This window comes from Ruegeria sp. CE9 (assembly GCF_056537425.1).
Map to the genome: position 1 here is coordinate 215293 of NZ_JBQFRO010000006.1, position 16996 is coordinate 232288.

Below are 16996 nucleotides of genomic sequence, written 5' to 3' on the forward strand. Positions count from 1 at the left end.
CTATAACAGCTTTATTACGTTCAGCTAGAGCTTATGGTGTCGCGATTTGGCGGAAAAACCGAACGAAATTTAAATCTCTTCGCCCTTTTTCAGCAATTCTTCGATCAGTTCACGCTGAAGATCGTGACTGTCGCCACCTCCGAATTCGGCAGCGCCGCCGGTGTACAACGTGCCATAGGTCTTAGCGATGTTCACGGTTTGCGCGAGCCCCGAGATCAGCTGGTCTCGTTCCAGCAGTGACAGCGGGTGAATGAACGCCGCCCACAAGGTGCCATTTGCAATCGCATAGCGCGCATCCAGCGTGCTGTCGAAATTCGCCTGCATCATGCGCTGCAAATCAGCAGGCGACAGATCGGCAGAGCTGCCAATCGCAACCATCGCCCGCATGCGATCGGCATTGGTATCGGTGACAACCAGCATCGTCACATCAGATATGGTCAGTTCAAACCCCGGTCCAATTGGCTGCGCCTCAGGGTCCAGCGCGAATATTATCTTGCCCAACCGTTCGTAAGTCATCCGAGGCTCGGCCTCAGGCACCGGCGCATCAGATTGCTGTGCAGCCACACTGCCCGCAAGAAAGAATAAAATCATGGCTAGTCGGATCATGGGGCACTCCTACGGTTATCCGCACAGCTTAGGCGGCCAGAGGACGGGTGGCTAAACAAAGCTATGTGAACAGTTTTGGCAAAACGCCCTGATCTTCGGACGATCTGCATCATCTCGCGTCTTATCTGCGATTCACCGTCCGCCACACCTTTCCTAGCTTAGTCTCATCGGCTTGGGGCGGACCCGAGCCTTGAACTAAAATGGAAAGGACAACTGCCATGAAATCACTTGTACTTACTGCATTTGCAGCAACCCTTGCACTGACAGCTCCGGCATTTGCCGCAGATGAAATCAACGTCTCCAAAGGTCTTTCGGCCGCTGGCGCGCCCCTTGCAGCGCATGGCGTTGATCTGGTCGCGCTGGTCACCAGCGGCAACCCGGTAGAAGGCTTCGCCTACCACTCGGCGACCTATGATGGGGCCTCCTACTACTTTACGAGTGCAGAAAACCGCGAGGCGTTCGAGGCCAACCCAGCAGCCTACCTGCCACAGCACGGTGGCTATTGCTCGTTCGGTGTGTCTGTTGGCAAGAAGTTCGACGGTGATCCGGATCAATACCTGATCGCAGACGGCAAACTGTATCTGTTTCTAAACGCTGATACCCGTGCCGCCTTTCTGAAAGACGTCGCAGGTACCACGCAAACTGCAGATGACCAGTGGGCCAACATCAAGAGTATAGAAGTGGGTGAGTTGTAACTGACCAACACTTGCCCGCGGCGCAATTAGGTCGCGGGCAGGCTGCTTTCAATGATTTCAAGCGCCCGCGCCAGCGCGGCCTTGATGCTCAGATGCGATGTATCAAGCTGCACGGCATCATCTGCCGGCTTCATCGGAGCTGTGCTACGCTCGGCGTCGCGCGCATCACGTTCTTTGACATCCGCTAGAACCTGTTCGCGTGTCACATCCGCACCTTTGGCCGCAAGCTCCTGATACCGCCGTTCAGCCCGGACCTCGGGACTGGCGGTGACAAATAGCTTCACTTCAGCCTTCGGGCAGATCACAGTTCCAATATCGCGTCCATCCAGAACCGCACCTCCGGCACGTCGGGCGAAGGCCCTTTGGAAATCAACCAACGCGCTGCGGACCTCGGGAATAACTGCAACTTTTGAGGCCGCTTGTGCGATCTCAGCTGTGCGCAAATCGCCTTGCTGCAGTTCTTCTGCAGTCAGGGACTGGGCCGCAGAAACGGCCTCTTCGCCCTGTAGCACCCGACGTCCCACAGCGCGATACAGAAGACCGGTATCCAGATGCGCGAACCCGAAATGCGCGGCGACACCCTTTGAAATCGTCCCCTTACCCGCCGCCGCAGGCCCGTCGATTGCAACGGTGAACCTCATCCACGCGCGACCTTGGCACCAAGCGCAGCCATCAAAGGCTCAAAAATCGGGAACGACGTTGCAATCGGGCCGCCATCATCCACCGAGACCGGCGCCTTTGCTCCCATCCCCATGACCATAAATGACATGGCAATGCGATGGTCCAAAAAGCTCTCGCAGGTCCCGCCACCAGGCACGCCACCAATACCAAGACCGTCGACCGACCACCATTCGTCGCCTTCGTTGACTGTTACGCCATTGGCGCGCAATCCCCGAGCCATCGCGTCGATCCGATCACTTTCCTTAACGCGTAACTCTTTGACGCCACCCATCATCGTGGTGCCCGTTGCATTTGCCGCCACCACGGACAGCACCGGATATTCGTCGATCATCGATGCCGCGCGCTCGGGCGGAACATTGATCCCCTTCATGTCAGGCGAATATTTTGCGCGCAGATCGGCAACCGGCTCGCCACCTTCTTCGCGTTCGTTTTCATAGGTCAGATCCGCGCTCATTTCGCGCAAGGTGGTGAACAGCCCTGCACGGGTCGGGTTCAGCCCAATACCGGGGATCAACACGTCCGAGCCGGGCGTGATCAACGCCGCGCAAACCGGAAAGGCTGCACTGGACGGGTCACGCGGCACGGCAATGATCTGCGGCTTCAGCTCTGGCCGACCGGTCAGCGTAATGATCCGCCCCTCATCCGTATCTTCGACAGTAATTTCGGCGCCAAAGCCTGCAAGCATCCGTTCTGAATGATCGCGCGTCGCTTCTTTCTCGATCACGACAGTCTTGCCGGGGGCGTTCAGACCCGCCAGCAGAACTGCAGATTTCACTTGCGCCGAGGGTACGGGCACTTCGTAACGTACCGGGGTGGGGTCTGCAGCGCCGCTAATGGTCATTGGCAGACGCCCGCCCGACCGGCCAACGGATTGCGTCCCAAACAAAGCCAGTGGGTCGGTAACCCGGGCCATCGGTCGTTTATTCAGGCTAGCATCCCCTGTGAAGGTCACCGCAATCGGAGACGTCGCCATCGCCCCCATGATGAGGCGCACACCGGTGCCAGAGTTTCCGCAATCAATCACTTGGTCAGGCTCAGCAAAGCCGCCAACACCTACCCCATGGACGGACCATTCACCCCCACCATGATCGGTCACTTCGGCCCCGAAAGCACGCATCGCTTTGGCGGTGTCCAGAACATCTTCGCCTTCCAGTAGGCCTGATATCTTGGTCTCGCCAACAGCCATCGCCCCAAGGATCAGCGACCGATGCGAGATCGACTTGTCACCCGGCACCTCTGCCGTGCCGGTCAGAGGGCCGCAAGGGTGCGACGTCATCGGGATGGGCGTGCCGTGTCCGGACATGGGGGCTCCTGTTCTCGCTATCAGTTCAAGGCGGATTAGCGAATTGGGGCCAGATGGTCCAGCGGCAATCAACCCTTGCGGCGGAAGGTCAGGTAATGCGGGGTGCGCCCTTCGCGCAGCGCCTTTTGTTCATAGCGGGTGGAAATCCAGTCACCCCAAGGCTCGCGCCAATCCGCAGGACGTTCGGCCAGCCATTCGAACCCGGCGCGCGGCACCTCTTCCAATGTCTGCCGGACATAATCCGGTATGTCTGTGGCGACACGGAAGATGGAACCTGGTTTCAGGACCCGCGCCAGCGGCTCCAAATGTTCCTGAGTGACGAACCGGCGCCGGTGATGCCGTTTCTTGGGCCAAGGATCAGGGTATAGCAGGAAGGCCCTTGAGATGCTGGCGTCGGGCAGTACATCAAACAGGTCTCGTGCGTCGCCGGGATGCACCGCAAGGTTCTCAACACCGGCTTGGCGTATTTTGCCCAGCAACATGGCGACGCCGTTAATGTAGGGCTCTGCCCCAATGATGCCGATATCAGGGTTTTGCCGGGCCTGATGCACCAAATGCTCACCACCGCCAAAGCCGACCTCAAGCCAGACAGGTTTGCCCCCAAACAATCCGTCTAGGTCAAGCGGCTTACGTTCGGGATTGGCCTCCCAGTCGACCGTGCCCGGAGACAAGGCGCTGAGATCCTCGTTCAAATAGGTCTTCTGGCTGGGCTTCAGGGTCTTGCCCTTGAAGCGGCCATAGAAGTTTCTGCGCGGGCGTTGTGGGGTCTGTGTGCTCATGGCGGTCGCCATACTGCCATGCGTGCAATCTGGCAATAGGTGCAGATGTGGGTCTGCACCTACACCACGATTGTGAATTCAATTGGAAAAAGAGCGCGCCCGTCAGGGCGCACAATTTAACAGATGCTTAGACGGCCGCTTTCAGGGCCGCAGCCAGATCGGTGCGTTCCCAGCTGAAACCACCGTCTGCGTCAGGCTCACGGCCAAAGTGGCCGTAGGCTGCTGTGCGCTGATAGATTGGTTTGTTCAACTGCAGATGCTCGCGAATTCCGCGTGGTGTCAAATCCATAACCTGCCCAACTGCCTTTTCGATCACTGCATCCGCGATCTGGCCAGTGCCGTGGGTATCCGCATAGATCGACAGGGGTTTAGACACACCAATCGCATAGCTCAGCTGGATGGTGCAGCGTTCTGCCATGCCTGCCGCAACTACGTTTTTGGCAAGATAGCGCGCCGCATAGGCTGCCGAGCGGTCGACTTTGGTCGGGTCTTTGCCCGAAAACGCACCACCTCCATGAGGTGCCGCGCCGCCATAGGTATCAACGATGATCTTACGCCCTGTCAGCCCTGCGTCTCCGTCCGGTCCGCCGATAACGAACTTTCCGGTTGGGTTCACGTGCCACTCGGTCTCAGCGGTCAGCCAGCCATCGGGCAGAGTTTCGCGAATATAAGGCTCGACAATCTGACGAATATCGTCAGAGGTCAGTGCTTCATCCAAATGTTGGGTAGACAGAACAATCGAGCTGACACCAACAGGTTTGCCATCGCGATAAACCACCGACAATTGCGACTTTGCATCCGGGCCAAGCGCGGGTTCGCTGCCATCTTTTCTGACTTCGGCAAGACGGCGGAGAATGGCATGCGAATATTGGATCGGCGCAGGCATCAATGCAGGCGTCTCGGTCGTGGCATAACCGAACATGATGCCCTGATCGCCGGCGCCTTCGTCCTTGTTGTCGGCTGCATCCACGCCTTGTGCGATATGGGCCGATTGCTCGTGCAGCAGGTTCGTCACTTCGACAGTTTCGTGGTGAAACTTGTCCTGTTCGTAACCGATATCCTTGATACATGCGCGCGCGATATCGTCGATATGCGCCATGTAGTCGTGCAGCTTCTCCTGATCCGACAGCCCCACTTCTCCGCCGATAACCACGCGGTCAGTGGTTGCGAAGGTTTCGCACGCCACCCGCGCTTCTGGTTCTTCACGCAGGAACGCATCAAGCACTGCATCAGAAATTCGATCGCAGACTTTATCGGGGTGCCCTTCGGAAACGGATTCCGAAGTAAAAGTGTAATTCTGTCGGGACATGAATGTGCTCCATTAAGATTTCCCCATCACGTCAGGAAGCCGTTGTGACGGGCGGTCGACCGAATACGCGCACTGTCAGGCAGGGTCAATCGATATTTGGTCACCGTGCCGTTTGGTGTGACGCCAAAACAATGCAAGTAGTGCCAGTAAGGTCAAAAGAACTGGATTGTCGCCTATCCGCGAATAGATCGTGGCGCGCTGAGCGCTTGGTAATTCAGCATCAATGAAACCTGCTTGCCCCAATGGCAAGGACTCGGTGATCCTGCCCAATGGGTCGATCATCGCCGACACTCCGGTATTGGCCGAGCGCATCATTGGCAGACCTTGTTCGATCGCGCGCATCTGCGCCTGAGCGAGATGCTGATACGGGCCCGACCGAGTTCCAAACCAGGCATCATTTGTGATCTGCAAAAGAAAATCCGCACGATCAGGCGCGGCCAGAACATCCTGCGTAAAAACCGCCTCGTAACAGATTAAAGGCAGCGCTCTGCCAAGCGCACCTGCATCCATCAGCGCGGCCCCCGGTCCGGCACTAAAGCCATTGCCGTTTGTGGCCGCCATTCCGTGGATACCAAATCGAGCCATAACATCGCCGAACGGTACATATTCCCCAAACGGGGCTAAATGATGCTTGTCATAAAGCCCCGCCCGCCGACCCTCCTCATCTAGATAGATCATCGAGTTATAGATCTGCTGACCTTCAGCACGCTGTATACCCAGGAAAACCGGAGCGCCCTGTGCAGCTTCACCGATAGCCGCCAGATAAGGCTGTGCGCTGTCCAGCCATGCCGGGACCGAGGTTTCTGGCCAAACGACCAAATCCGGCCTTGGCTCGGCTGCCGTGAACTCCAGCTGTCGCGCAAAGAACAAAGGCGCATAGGCGGGATCCCATTTCTGGTGCTGGGGGGCATTGGGTTGAATCAGGCGCACGATGTGGCCTGAGGATACGACCGGCGGCCGGCTTGCTGAATAGATTAAGGCCAGGACCAAACAGCCCAACGTTAACGCGATCGATACGGCAAGGTCACGGCGGTTTTGGCCACTGAATAGTGCAGCTCCCAGCGGTAAGGTGGCAAGCAGGGTCAAGGCGCCCAAGCCATAGGGCCCGACAAGTGAGAGAAGCTGCGCGAATGGTGTATCCACCCAGATTTGTGCGATGCCTGCCCAAGGAAAGCCGGTCAGAATATAACCGCGCGCAAATTCGGCCAGTGACAATACAATGGACAACAACACCGCCTGCAAGATGGGCGATCCACCGATGCGTTTCGCAATTCCGAAGGGCAGCGCCCAGAATAAGGCCAACCCGCCCGACATAAAGATCAGCGCAAATGGCGCCATCCAAGCATGGCGCTCGGCATCAACCAGAAACGGCTCGACAATCCAGCTTAGCGCGTGCGCAAAATACCCTGTTGCAAAGCCCCACCCCAGCAAGGCCGCCCGGCGACCTGTTTCAGAGGTCACATACAACGGCGCGATCAACACCAGAGAAATCAGAGTAATCGGCCAGTAACCCAATGGTGCAAGGCCGCAGGCCGCCGCAACACCCAATAACGCCGCCAGCACCAATCGTATCAAATAGGGCCAACCCTTGGCAGGGTTCATGCGGCAATGTCCGGCAACATGACACGCAACCGTTTTATACGGCGGGGATCAGCGTCGATAACTTCGAACTCGGGGCCTTCGGGATGACATACAACCTCACCACGCGCCGGAACCCGTCCCGACAGCATGAAGACCAGACCGCCCAGCGTATCAATCTCTTCCTCGTCCACATCCTCGTGACTGGTCAGAGAGCGACCGATCTCGGCCTCGAACTCTTCAAGCGGCACACGCGCTTGCACCACATAGCAACCGGGCTTTTCCTGTATCCATAACTGATCTTCATGGGCGTCATGCTCATCGGCGATTTCACCAACAACCTGTTCGATCAAGTCTTCGATGGTCAGCAATCCATCGACCCCACCATACTCATCGATCACCAGCGCCATATGACGACGTTCGGTCTGCATCTTGGTCAGCAGAACTCCGATTGGCATCGAGGGGGGTACAAACAGCAACGTCCTGAGCATCGACTTCAGATCGAACTCGGCCGAGTTGCCATTGAATCCATGAGTCAGCGCAAAATCCTTGAGGTGTACAAATCCCAAGGGCGTATCTAGCGTTCCGTCATACACAGGGATCCGCGACAATCCGCTATCCCGGAAGATTTGCGCCAGCTCATCCTTTGGAGTCGTAACGGGTACCGAGATGATCTCGGCCGTGGGGATAGCGACATCTTCGACCCGCATTCTGCGCAGGTTGATCATGCCCCTCGGTTGGGCGCTGACCGTCTCAGCCCCGTTTACCTGGCTGGTCTCTTCGCCCTGAGAAGAAAACGCGTCGAGAAGCCGCGAAAATAGCCCGCCTCTTTCGTCGCTATCAATATCGCTGTTCCGAGAATGCGCGCCATGCGCCGCCCTAGAACTGCCGTCTGTTTCACCCATTATCCTGTTCCAATTGATCGGGCTAAAGTGCCCATGTCATACATTATATGGGTCATCTATACCCAGTTTGCCAAGTATCTCGACCTCGACCCCTTCCATCAAAGTGGCGTCGAGGTCACGAATGTGATCGTATCCTAGCAAATGTAATGTACCGTGAATGATCAAGTGCGTCACGTGATCGTCGGTGCTTTTGCCAGCCTCGGCCGCTTCGCGGATGCAGGTGTCATACGAGATCGCAATATCGCCCAGCGCGATTTCGCCAGTAAAGTCAGGCTGCGGCGTCTGTGGTACCTTCCCCGCCTGTTCCGGTGCCAAATCTTCGGCAGGCCAGCTAAGAACGTTGGTGGGCGTCGGCTTTCCCCGAAATTCGGCATTCAATTCAGCGATCCGGGCATCATCGCAGCCCAACACGCTGATCTCGCATTGATCCGCCTCAAGAGCGCAATACTCCAGAACAGCCGCAATAGCGCGCACGGCCAATGGCTCCAGCCCGCGCCAACGCTCATCCTCAAGGGTGATTTCCAGATTCATGCCATCGGTTCCAAGCCCAGATTCGACGAGGGCCTCAGAGGTTATCCGGTTTCACGACCCGCATCGGCCTCATATGCTTCGATAATGGCGGCGACAAGCGGATGGCGGACGACATCTTTCGAGGTGAAATAGTTGAAGCTGATATTCGGGATCGTTTTCAATAACCGCTCGGCATCCGCCAAGCCTGACTGCACGCCACGCGGCAGATCCACCTGTGACCGGTCTCCGGTGATGACCATCCGGCTGCCTTCACCCAGACGGGTCAGGAACATCTTCATCTGCATGGTCGTGGCATTCTGTGCCTCGTCCAGAACCACAAATGCATTCGCCAGAGTGCGCCCTCGCATGAAGGCCAGCGGAGCAATTTCGATCCGCTTTTCCTCGATCAACTTGGCCAATTGTTTGCCGGGCAGGAAATCATTCAGCGCATCGTAAAGCGGCTGCATGTAAGGATCGACCTTGTCCTTCATATCGCCGGGCAGATAGCCTAGTTTTTCCCCCGCCTCGACCGCAGGACGACTGAGAATGATCCGATCTACATGCCCACCGATGAACATCGACACACCGACCGCGACGGCCAGATAGGTTTTACCAGTTCCCGCAGGGCCAATCCCAAAAGCCAGTTCATTGTTGAACAATGACTGCACGTAAGCCTTCTGAGCGTCGGTGCGTGGCTCGACCAATTTTTTACGGGTCTTGATTTCAACCGTGCCACCCTTGAACATCTCAAGCTGGTCACCATCGCGGGTGCCGGTTCCGGCCTCGGAGTTGCCCATGCGCAGCTCTCGATCGACATCTGCAGCTTCTACATCACGCCCGCCTTCGAGCCGGGTATAAAGCGCCTGCAATACTTCTATCGCCTGCTTTTGCGAATCTTCGTCACCAAGCACCACCAACTGATTGCCGCGTCGCACAATCTGCACCGAAAGCTTCTGTTCGATATCGGTTAGATTACGGTCATATTCACCGCACAAATCGATCAATAGTCTGTTGTCTGGGAATTCAACAAGCGCCTCACGCTGGGGCATGTCATCTTGCGGTGGGGTCAGGGCACCGATGGCCAATCCGTTCTCCTGTCTTGGCGTTTCACCTTGAGCGTAGACAAACTCGGAAGGGAGACGCAAGCGGCAGTTTCAATTTTTGTGATTCACATGACAAAAGCGCCGATCGGCGCTGCGTCATCAACCGAAACACGCAATTCAGGCAATTCTTCAGAACGTATAGTTCAACCCAATCCGCAGCCCGCGATAGCTTGGAGTGGATTTGGTCGAGAATGTCGAACCCAGTTCAACCGTCTTTGATTCGAATTGCAGGTACTCGATCTCACCGGTGATCGACCAATTCTCATTCAGTCTGTGTTCGGCGCCGAGGCTGGCCGAGAATCCTTGCCGACGATCCTCGCTTTCGAACCGGCTCGTCCCACCTGCACCTGTCAGGGAGCCTGTCGTGGTGATATCGCCACGAACATATCCTACGGTCACGAAATACAAAACGCTGCGGCTGCGGTTGGTCAGTCCATTTCGCAGGCGGATCGACAATACATCAGAAATTGCAGACCTGCCGCTGACCTGCCCCGAAGGAGTCTGAGACGTCGTGCTGTCATCCAGCGTGCCAAAATCATAGCCCACTTCCAGGCCATAGACATAATCGCGCCCACCGCTGGCAGGCAGGATACCGCGCCAACCGCCACGAAACCCGACGAAATTCCCACTGGGCTTGACGTCGCCTGCAGCAAGCGGGTCACCGCCATCGACGCGCAGACCAAACTCATCCGACCCCCCGGAAGCATGCCCGGCACTTATTCCAAGATAGAATGCATTCACATCCCGCGCGAAACGCTGAGACGAAACGACATCAGGCTCGGTCACATCCCCGATCACATCCCCGGCCAATGTCGGTGCCGCACAGGAAAGTAAAATGGCCGCAGCAGTCAAAACACGGGAAAGGTTCACACTTGGAAAACGCATCCAACTCATTACTCGTACCCTCCTCCAATCCAGGCGGTCAGTCTGAGTGGGCGCGTTCGCCGACACCACATTAACAGCCCGGAAAATTCTGACCTCCCTCCGAACATAGTTCCAAGCCATAAATCAAGGGTTAAATTTCAGCGTTTGGAACTCTGGCAGCCCCATTGCTGTTGGTCAGATCAACTCGCCCGCAAGCGAGTTTGCGCCAGAGGCCTTGATCCTTACCTTGCGTAAGTCTCCGCTCGCAACATCGGCGTCTGCGACATGAACCGCGTGAAGATACTCGGATTTTCCAACCATCTGACCTGGTTGCCGCCCCGGTTTCTCGAACAGAACATTCACTGCCTTGCCAACCATCGAGTCCTGAATCTCGCGTTGATGGCGTGTGATCATCGCCTGCAGGCGCTGTAGTCGTTCATCCGCCACTTCGGCCTCGACCTGTGGCCGTTCTGCTGCAGGTGTGCCGGGACGCGTCGAGTACTTGAATGAATAGGCGTAGCCGTATTTGACCTCTTCCACCAAATCCAGAGTGGCTTGGAAGTCCTCTTCCGTCTCTTCCGGAAAGCCCACGATGAAATCGCCGGACATCAGAATATCGGGTCGCGCTTCTCGGATACGCTCGATCAATCGCAGATAGCTTTCAGCCGTATGGCTGCGGTTCATCCGCTTCAGGATTTTGTCAGACCCCGACTGCACAGGCAGATGCAGATAAGGCATAAGCTTTTCGCAGGTGCCATGTGCTTCGATCAGCGCATCGTCCATATCGTTGGGGTGCGAGGTGGTAAAGCGGATACGCTCAAGCCCATCGACCTTGTTCAGTTCCCAGATCAATGCGGCAAGGGTCATGTCTCCGTCCGGGCCCGCCCCGTGATACGCGTTGACGTTTTGCCCTAGCAACGTGATCTCGCGCACGCCGCGTTCGACCAGATCGCGCGCCTCGTTCAGGATGCGATCCGCCGGGCGGCTCACTTCGGCCCCGCGCGTATATGGCACCACGCAGAAGGCGCAGAACTTGTCACACCCTTCTTGAACGGTAAGAAACGCAGTGGGGCCACGCTTGGCCTTGGGGCGGTTCTTAAGCTTTTCGAACTTATCTTCTTCCGGGAAATCGGTATCCAGAGCCTTTTCACCCGCGCGCGTCTTCGCCTCCATCTCGGGCAGGCGGTGATAGCTTTGCGGGCCAACGACCAGATCGACCAGAGGCTGGCGGCGCATGATCTCTTCGCCCTCGGCTTGGGCCACGCAGCCGGCGACACCTATCTTCAGATCCGGCTTGTCTGCTTTCAGCCCCTTAAAGCGACCCAGTTCGGAATAGACTTTCTCGGCTGCCTTCTCACGAATGTGGCAGGTATTGAGCAGGATCATATCCGCATCATCGGGCGATTTGGTCTCAACATACCCTTGCCCGCCCAGCGCTTCGGCCATGCGTTCGCTGTCATAGACGTTCATCTGGCAGCCATAGGTCTTGATAAACAGCTTTTTCGGTTCAGACATGGGTTGGCCTTTGCAGTCGCTGGGTCGGCGTCGTCTATACGGATCGAACGCCGCTTGCAATGCTGGCGCAATTACCCGAATTTGGCGGGAATTTCCAGCGAGGCGGAAACAGCACCCACGATGCAGTATGAATCCCTTGATCACCTTCTGAAATCCGGCCGCAATACCCTGCAGAACGGCCCCATCGCACTGATATTTGCCGAAGATGATGTCGAACTGGAAGGCACATTACTCCATCATCTGAAACTGGGGTTCAAATCCGTGATCGCATTCCTGCCGCAGGAATTCACGCTGGATGAAGCGTTAGAAGCAAGGGTTCATCGAGTGACGATGACCTGCGCGCCTAGAACCGTCGTATTTGAGGCCATCAGTCGGATCATTCAGGCCGCCCAAGGTATCTGGATATACTACTGCTACAACGCTGAATATCTGTTCTACCCTTTCTGCGAAACCCGCTCGGTCGTAGAGTTACTGGCTTTCCATTCTGAAGAACGGCGCCAGGCCATGCTGACCCATGTGGTCGATCTGTATGCGAATGATCTGACGACCTATCCCAACGGGGTGGCCCCCGATCACGCAATGCTGGACAAGACCGGATATTACGCCCAGACGCGGCATGACGCATCTGGCAAGCCGCTGGAGCGCCAACTAGATATGTCGGGTGGTCTGCGCTGGCGGTTCGAAGATCATATCCCGTATGAACGGCGCCGCATCGATCGAATTTCGCTGTTCAAAGCAAAACCCGATCTGAAACTTCTGCCTGATCACACATTCAATGAGCCGGAATACAACACCTATGCCTGCCCGTGGCACAACAACTTGACCGCCGCGATTTGTTCGTTCCGGGCGGCCAAAGCACTGAAGACGAACGCCGGATCGACATTTGATATCTCCAACTTCTGCTGGAGCCATTCAACTCCGTTCGAGTGGGACTCGCGCCAATTGCTGGATCTGGGCCTGATCGAATCGGGCCAGTGGTTCTAGGCTCTATCGCTGTAGCAGAACTGGGAACCAGTCCTCGCGCAGCCGCTGCCCCGGCACCATGTTATGTCCCGGAAATGGCGGAGACGTTCGGCCCGGACGTTCGACATACCGCGCGTCATCCCCGACCAACCGCAGTGAGAAGGCCCGACGCCGACTTTCCGAGGTATTGCCTCGGGCCCCGTGCAGCGTGCGATAGTTGAATGCTACGGCGTCGCCCGGCTCCATCTCGAACTCGACAATCTTCATCCCTTCGGCATCCGGGTCGGGGATCGGCATGTATTGCCCCTCATCGGGGAAGAAACCTTCTTCCGACACCCAACGAGTAGGTAGCACTTCTTTTTCCCAGCGGTGCGAACCGGCGACGCAACGCAAGGTCGCTTGTTTCACCGGATCCAGTGGTGACCAGAAGCTGATATTTTGTTGACCTTCGACAAAATAGTACGGCCCATCCTGATGCCACGGCGTCGCCATTGAGGTCCCGGGCTCCTTCACCAGTACATGGTCATGGAACATCTGCACGGATTGCGATTGCATAAGGTCGGCCGCAACTTCAGCGGCAGGAGAATTTTCAATCACCTCGCGAAACTGCGGGATACGCGACCAGTTGCAGTAATCATCGAAAAAACGACCGGTCTCGCCCTCTTTCTTATTCTCTGATGCATAAGGTCCGGGTTTTTCCATATTCGCGGCAACCCCGGCCCGCAGGGTTTCAACATGATCGGCGAACAGACCTTTGACCAACACAACGCCATCATTTTGGTAGTCGTCAATCAGCGCTTGCGAAACAAGAGGATGAGTCATCGCGGTCTCCTTGGATTTGTCACCTGATCTGCGCATGAATGAGACCTCTGTTCAAATCATATCTTTGGACTTAGGTATTAACCTGATGTTATACCTTACGCTCCGCCAGTACGAATATGTCTGTGCCATTGGTCGGCATGGAAGCCTGTCTGCGGCGGCACAACGCCTGAACGTCTCGCAACCCGCCTTGTCCAATGCGCTGACGCGGGTCGAATCGCATCTGGGATATCCACTCTTTGCCCGAAGGCGGGGTGCCGCAATGGCGCTGACCCCGCAGGGCCGCAAGTTCATCGAAGAAGCCGAAGCCTTCTTGAGCCGAGCCGCGCAGCTTGAAGATGCAAAGCAGCAGACTTCGGGTGAAAGCCGATTGCGTCTTGGGTGCTTTGTCGATTTGGCCCCCTTTCTACTGGCTAAATCTCTGCACTGCCTGCGCGGGGCAGTACCAGATATTTCCCTGACGCATGGGGTTGAGACATTCGAAGGTCTGATATCCGGCCTGATCGATGGAAGATACGATTTTGCACTGACTTATGATTTGGGGATGGACGCCAGTTTCTCGTGTTCAAAGCTGTTCGATAGCACCCCGTATGCATTGCTGTGTCCTGATCATCCGCTGGCGATATCTAAGCAGGTTAACTTGGCTAATCTTGCTGAGTTTCCACTGATTCTCTCCAAAGAAGGCCTGTCGGCACAACACGTGCTTGGATTGTTCAGACGCAACGGGCTGAACCCTACGGTTTCACACCGCGCGGAAACGCTCGAGATTCAGCGCAGTCTGGCCGCTCATGGTGAAGGTATTGGGATCAGCTATGCCAGCCCGACAAGTGGCTTCAGCTATGATCAGGTCCCTCTGGTTAGTCTGCCGATCATTGATGCAGATGCAACCGAAGCCGTCGTGTTGGCGCGTCACGGCACTGGCCCAACAGATCCGCTGATCACAGCGGCTGAACGCGCTATGGTTGATCTATTGCAAACGGCCTAAAGGTTACTTCTTGCGCAGCCGGATCACCACATCGACCGACGCGATCTCAACACCTTCGGGCGCTTCGGGCAACTGCTGAATCACCAATTGATCGGACGGCGCGTCGCTCAGGCGGCTTTCGTCTTCCCAGAAGAAATGCGGATGATCATGGGTATTGGTGTCAAAATAGCTTTTCGATCCGTCAACGGTGATCTCTTGCAGCACCCCGGCATCGCAGAACGCCCGCAAGGTGTTATAGACGGTGGCCAATGAAACCGCGTCACCGTTGGATTTGGCGGATTCGAACAGGCTTTCTGCGGTCACATGTCGATGCAACCCATCGCCCACAAGCAATTCTGCCAAGGCAACCCTTTGGCGTGTGGGACGCAAACCGGCGTCAACCAACCAATTTGTAGCTATGTCACGGCTCTGAGGTGTCATGAATCCGATACCTGTGTTTTGCTGCCCTTAATATAAGTGCGCCCGACCTGCAATTTCAAATGAAATTCATTCGCAAGAAGTATCGTCATCACAACATGATATGGCGCGCTGGTCTTGCAGGACCTTGCAAACGGGTGATAGACGAGGCCAGATATAACGAACAGACCAGGCAGGAGAGGCGGCAGAATGGCCCAATTCCCAAGCAGTTTTGACAAGGACGATCTGCTGAAATGCGCCCGCGGCGAGTTATTCGGCCCCGGTAATGCGCAATTGCCCGCTCCGCCGATGCTGATGATGGACCGCATCACCGAGATATCCGGCGATGGTGGTGCGCATGGCAAAGGCCATGTGCTTGCTGAGTTTGATATAACGCCCGACCTGTGGTTCTTTGACTGCCATTTCCCCGGCAATCCCATTATGCCCGGCTGTCTGGGCCTAGACGGTCTGTGGCAACTGACCGGCTTCAACCTGGGCTGGCGCGGCTGGCAAGGTCGCGGCATGGCGGTCGGCGTTGGTGAGGTCAAGCTGACCGGCATGGTGCGTCCTGACCGCAAGATGCTGACCTATAAGATTGATTTCAAAAAGGCGATCCATACCCGCCGCCTGACCATGGGTGTGGCAGATGGCATCGTCGAAGCCGATGGCGAATTGATATACGACGTCAAGGACATGAAGGTCGTTCTGTCAGACGCCTGAGCCTGACCGGCCGCAACAAGGAGTACGCACATGCGTCGAGTAGTCGTCACCGGTTTGGGGGTTGTGTCCTCGATCGGGAACAATGCCGAAGAGGTGCTGGCCTCTCTCAAAGCAGGCAAGTCCGGCATCGTGGCAAGCGAACAGATGGTTGAACATGGCTTTCGTAGTCAGATCGCCGGTTCGCTGAAAATCGACGTTGCCGAGCACGTGGACAAACGCACACTTCGGTTCATGGGGCCGGGCGCTGCTTATGCCCACATCGCGATGAGCCAGGCCATCGCTGATGCCGGGCTGACCGAAGATCAGGTCGTTAATCCGCGCACCGGTCTGGTGGCCGGTTCGGGTGGTCCATCGACCAGCGCAATGCTGACCGCGCACCAGACCGTGCTGAAAACCGGTGCAACCAAGCGGATCGGTCCGTTCGCGGTGCCGAAATGCATGTGTTCGACGATTTCCGCCAACCTTGCGACCGCGTTCAAGATCAAGGGCATCAACTACTCGATCACCTCGGCCTGTTCGACGTCGCTGCACTGCATCGGCAACGCAGCCGAACAGATCATGCTGGGCAAGCAAGATGTGATGTTTGCAGGTGGTGGTGAAGAACTGGACTGGACCCTGTCCTGCCTGTTCGACGCGATGGGCGCGATGTCGTCGAAGTACAACGACACGCCCGACAAAGCCTCGCGCGCATTCGATCAGAACCGTGACGGGTTCGTGATCTCAGGCGGCGGTGGCATCGTGGTTCTGGAAGACCTAGCGCATGCGCTGGCGCGCGGTGCGAAAATCTATGCCGAAGTAACCGGCTATGCTGCGACATCTGATGGGCACGACATGGTGGCCCCCTCTGGTGAAGGTGGCGAGCGCGCGATGCGTCTGGCGCTCTCCACTGTGCCCGAAGGCCGCAAGGTCGGCTATATCAATGCCCACGGCACCTCGACCCCAGTGGGCGACGTCGGAGAAGTCGAAGCCGTGCGCCGCATTTTTGGCGAAGGCAGTGTGCCACCGATTTCATCGACCAAATCGATGACCGGTCACGCGCAGGGCGCGGCAGGTGCGCTTGAAGCGATCTTCTGCCTGCTGATGCTGGAGCATGACTTCATTACTCCGTCGATCAATGTCGACACACTTGCCGAAGGCATCCTGCCCGGTGAAATTGCAACGCAAGTTGTTGAAAACGCAGGCTTGGACAGCGTGATGACCAATAGCTTCGGCTTTGGCGGCACCAACGGATCCATGGTTCTGTCGAAGTATAACGGGTGAATAAG

The 16996-nt window shown here is 56.6% G+C and carries 18 protein-coding genes and 1 riboswitch; of the genes, 5 read left to right on the forward strand and 13 right to left on the reverse strand.

Annotation, left to right across the window (positions count from 1 at the left end):
• Positions 1–69: 69 nt before the first annotated feature.
• A complete protein-coding gene (locus tag ACR0B3_RS13720) occupies positions 70–606 on the reverse strand; it encodes a hypothetical protein (RefSeq protein ID WP_480809567.1) in 537 nt (178 codons plus the stop codon).
• A 218-nt stretch (positions 607–824) separates the two neighbouring features.
• Between ACR0B3_RS13720 and ACR0B3_RS13725 the strand changes: the two genes are divergently transcribed.
• Entirely contained in the window at positions 825–1301 is a 477-nt protein-coding gene (locus ACR0B3_RS13725) for a YHS domain-containing (seleno)protein (protein ID WP_480809568.1), read from the forward strand.
• A gap of 26 nt (positions 1302–1327) precedes the next feature.
• On the opposite strand, the gene cmk is transcribed toward ACR0B3_RS13725, so the two are convergent.
• The 10 genes from cmk to miaB all read right to left on the reverse strand — a co-directional run bounded on the left by cmk (position 1328) and on the right by miaB (position 11848).
• A complete protein-coding gene (gene cmk / locus ACR0B3_RS13730; RefSeq protein ID WP_480809569.1) occupies positions 1328–1942 on the reverse strand; it encodes a (d)CMP kinase in 615 nt (204 codons plus the stop codon).
• Positions 1939–3285, reverse strand: coding sequence for a 3-phosphoshikimate 1-carboxyvinyltransferase (gene aroA, locus ACR0B3_RS13735; RefSeq protein WP_480809570.1), 1347 nt, complete (start codon positions 3283–3285; stop codon positions 1939–1941). The genes cmk and aroA overlap by 4 nt, the downstream gene beginning before the upstream one ends.
• A gap of 68 nt (positions 3286–3353) precedes the next feature.
• Positions 3354–4064: a tRNA (guanosine(46)-N7)-methyltransferase TrmB gene (trmB, locus tag ACR0B3_RS13740; RefSeq protein WP_480809571.1), complete on the reverse strand. Its 711-nt coding sequence runs from the start codon at positions 4062–4064 to the stop codon at positions 3354–3356.
• A 127-nt stretch (positions 4065–4191) separates the two neighbouring features.
• The gene (gene metK / locus ACR0B3_RS13745; protein ID WP_480809572.1) at positions 4192–5373 is read right to left on the reverse strand and encodes a methionine adenosyltransferase; all 1182 of its coding nucleotides are present in this window, start codon (positions 5371–5373) and stop codon (positions 4192–4194) included.
• A 5-nt stretch (positions 5374–5378) separates the two neighbouring features.
• Positions 5379–5427, reverse strand: a riboswitch (SAM-SAH riboswitch).
• A gap of 21 nt (positions 5428–5448) precedes the next feature.
• The gene (gene lnt / locus ACR0B3_RS13750) at positions 5449–6975 is read right to left on the reverse strand and encodes an apolipoprotein N-acyltransferase (RefSeq protein WP_480809573.1); all 1527 of its coding nucleotides are present in this window, start codon (positions 6973–6975) and stop codon (positions 5449–5451) included.
• Entirely contained in the window at positions 6972–7856 is an 885-nt protein-coding gene (locus tag ACR0B3_RS13755) for a hemolysin family protein (RefSeq protein WP_480809574.1), read from the reverse strand. The genes lnt and ACR0B3_RS13755 overlap by 4 nt, the downstream gene beginning before the upstream one ends.
• 36 nt (positions 7857–7892) lie before the next feature.
• Positions 7893–8387, reverse strand: a complete 495-nt coding sequence (gene ybeY / locus ACR0B3_RS13760) for an rRNA maturation RNase YbeY (protein WP_480809575.1) — start codon at positions 8385–8387, stop codon at positions 7893–7895.
• 41 nt (positions 8388–8428) lie between these two features.
• On the reverse strand, positions 8429–9451 hold the full coding sequence (locus tag ACR0B3_RS13765; protein WP_039538636.1) for a PhoH family protein: 1023 nt from the start codon (positions 9449–9451) through the stop codon (positions 8429–8431).
• Between the two features lie 147 nt (positions 9452–9598).
• Positions 9599–10363, reverse strand: coding sequence for an outer membrane protein (locus ACR0B3_RS13770; RefSeq protein ID WP_480809576.1), 765 nt, complete (start codon positions 10361–10363; stop codon positions 9599–9601).
• A gap of 165 nt (positions 10364–10528) precedes the next feature.
• The gene (miaB, locus tag ACR0B3_RS13775) at positions 10529–11848 is read right to left on the reverse strand and encodes a tRNA (N6-isopentenyl adenosine(37)-C2)-methylthiotransferase MiaB (protein ID WP_480809577.1); all 1320 of its coding nucleotides are present in this window, start codon (positions 11846–11848) and stop codon (positions 10529–10531) included.
• 120 nt (positions 11849–11968) lie between these two features.
• Between miaB and ACR0B3_RS13780 the strand changes: the two genes are divergently transcribed.
• Positions 11969–12832: a hypothetical protein gene (locus ACR0B3_RS13780; RefSeq protein WP_480809578.1), complete on the forward strand. Its 864-nt coding sequence runs from the start codon at positions 11969–11971 to the stop codon at positions 12830–12832.
• Positions 12833–12835: 3 nt separating this feature from the next.
• Here the strand turns inward: ACR0B3_RS13780 and ACR0B3_RS13785 are convergent, their stop codons facing one another.
• A complete protein-coding gene (locus ACR0B3_RS13785; protein WP_480809579.1) occupies positions 12836–13633 on the reverse strand; it encodes a phytanoyl-CoA dioxygenase family protein in 798 nt (265 codons plus the stop codon).
• A gap of 85 nt (positions 13634–13718) precedes the next feature.
• Between ACR0B3_RS13785 and ACR0B3_RS13790 the strand changes: the two genes are divergently transcribed.
• Positions 13719–14615 carry a LysR family transcriptional regulator gene (locus ACR0B3_RS13790; RefSeq protein ID WP_480809580.1) on the forward strand — a complete coding sequence of 299 codons (897 nt, stop codon included), beginning with the start codon at positions 13719–13721 and terminating at the stop codon, positions 14613–14615.
• A 3-nt stretch (positions 14616–14618) separates the two neighbouring features.
• Here the strand turns inward: ACR0B3_RS13790 and irrA are convergent, their stop codons facing one another.
• Positions 14619–15035, reverse strand: a complete 417-nt coding sequence (gene irrA / locus ACR0B3_RS13795; RefSeq protein WP_170686075.1) for an iron response transcriptional regulator IrrA — start codon at positions 15033–15035, stop codon at positions 14619–14621.
• Positions 15036–15221: 186 nt separating this feature from the next.
• Here irrA and fabA point away from each other — a divergent pair, with 186 nt between their 5' ends.
• Positions 15222–15731 carry a bifunctional 3-hydroxydecanoyl-ACP dehydratase/trans-2-decenoyl-ACP isomerase gene (gene fabA, locus ACR0B3_RS13800; protein ID WP_480809581.1) on the forward strand — a complete coding sequence of 170 codons (510 nt, stop codon included), beginning with the start codon at positions 15222–15224 and terminating at the stop codon, positions 15729–15731.
• Positions 15732–15761: 30 nt separating this feature from the next.
• Positions 15762–16991 carry a beta-ketoacyl-ACP synthase I gene (gene fabB / locus ACR0B3_RS13805; protein WP_480809582.1) on the forward strand — a complete coding sequence of 410 codons (1230 nt, stop codon included), beginning with the start codon at positions 15762–15764 and terminating at the stop codon, positions 16989–16991.
• Positions 16992–16996: the final 5 nt, after the last annotated feature.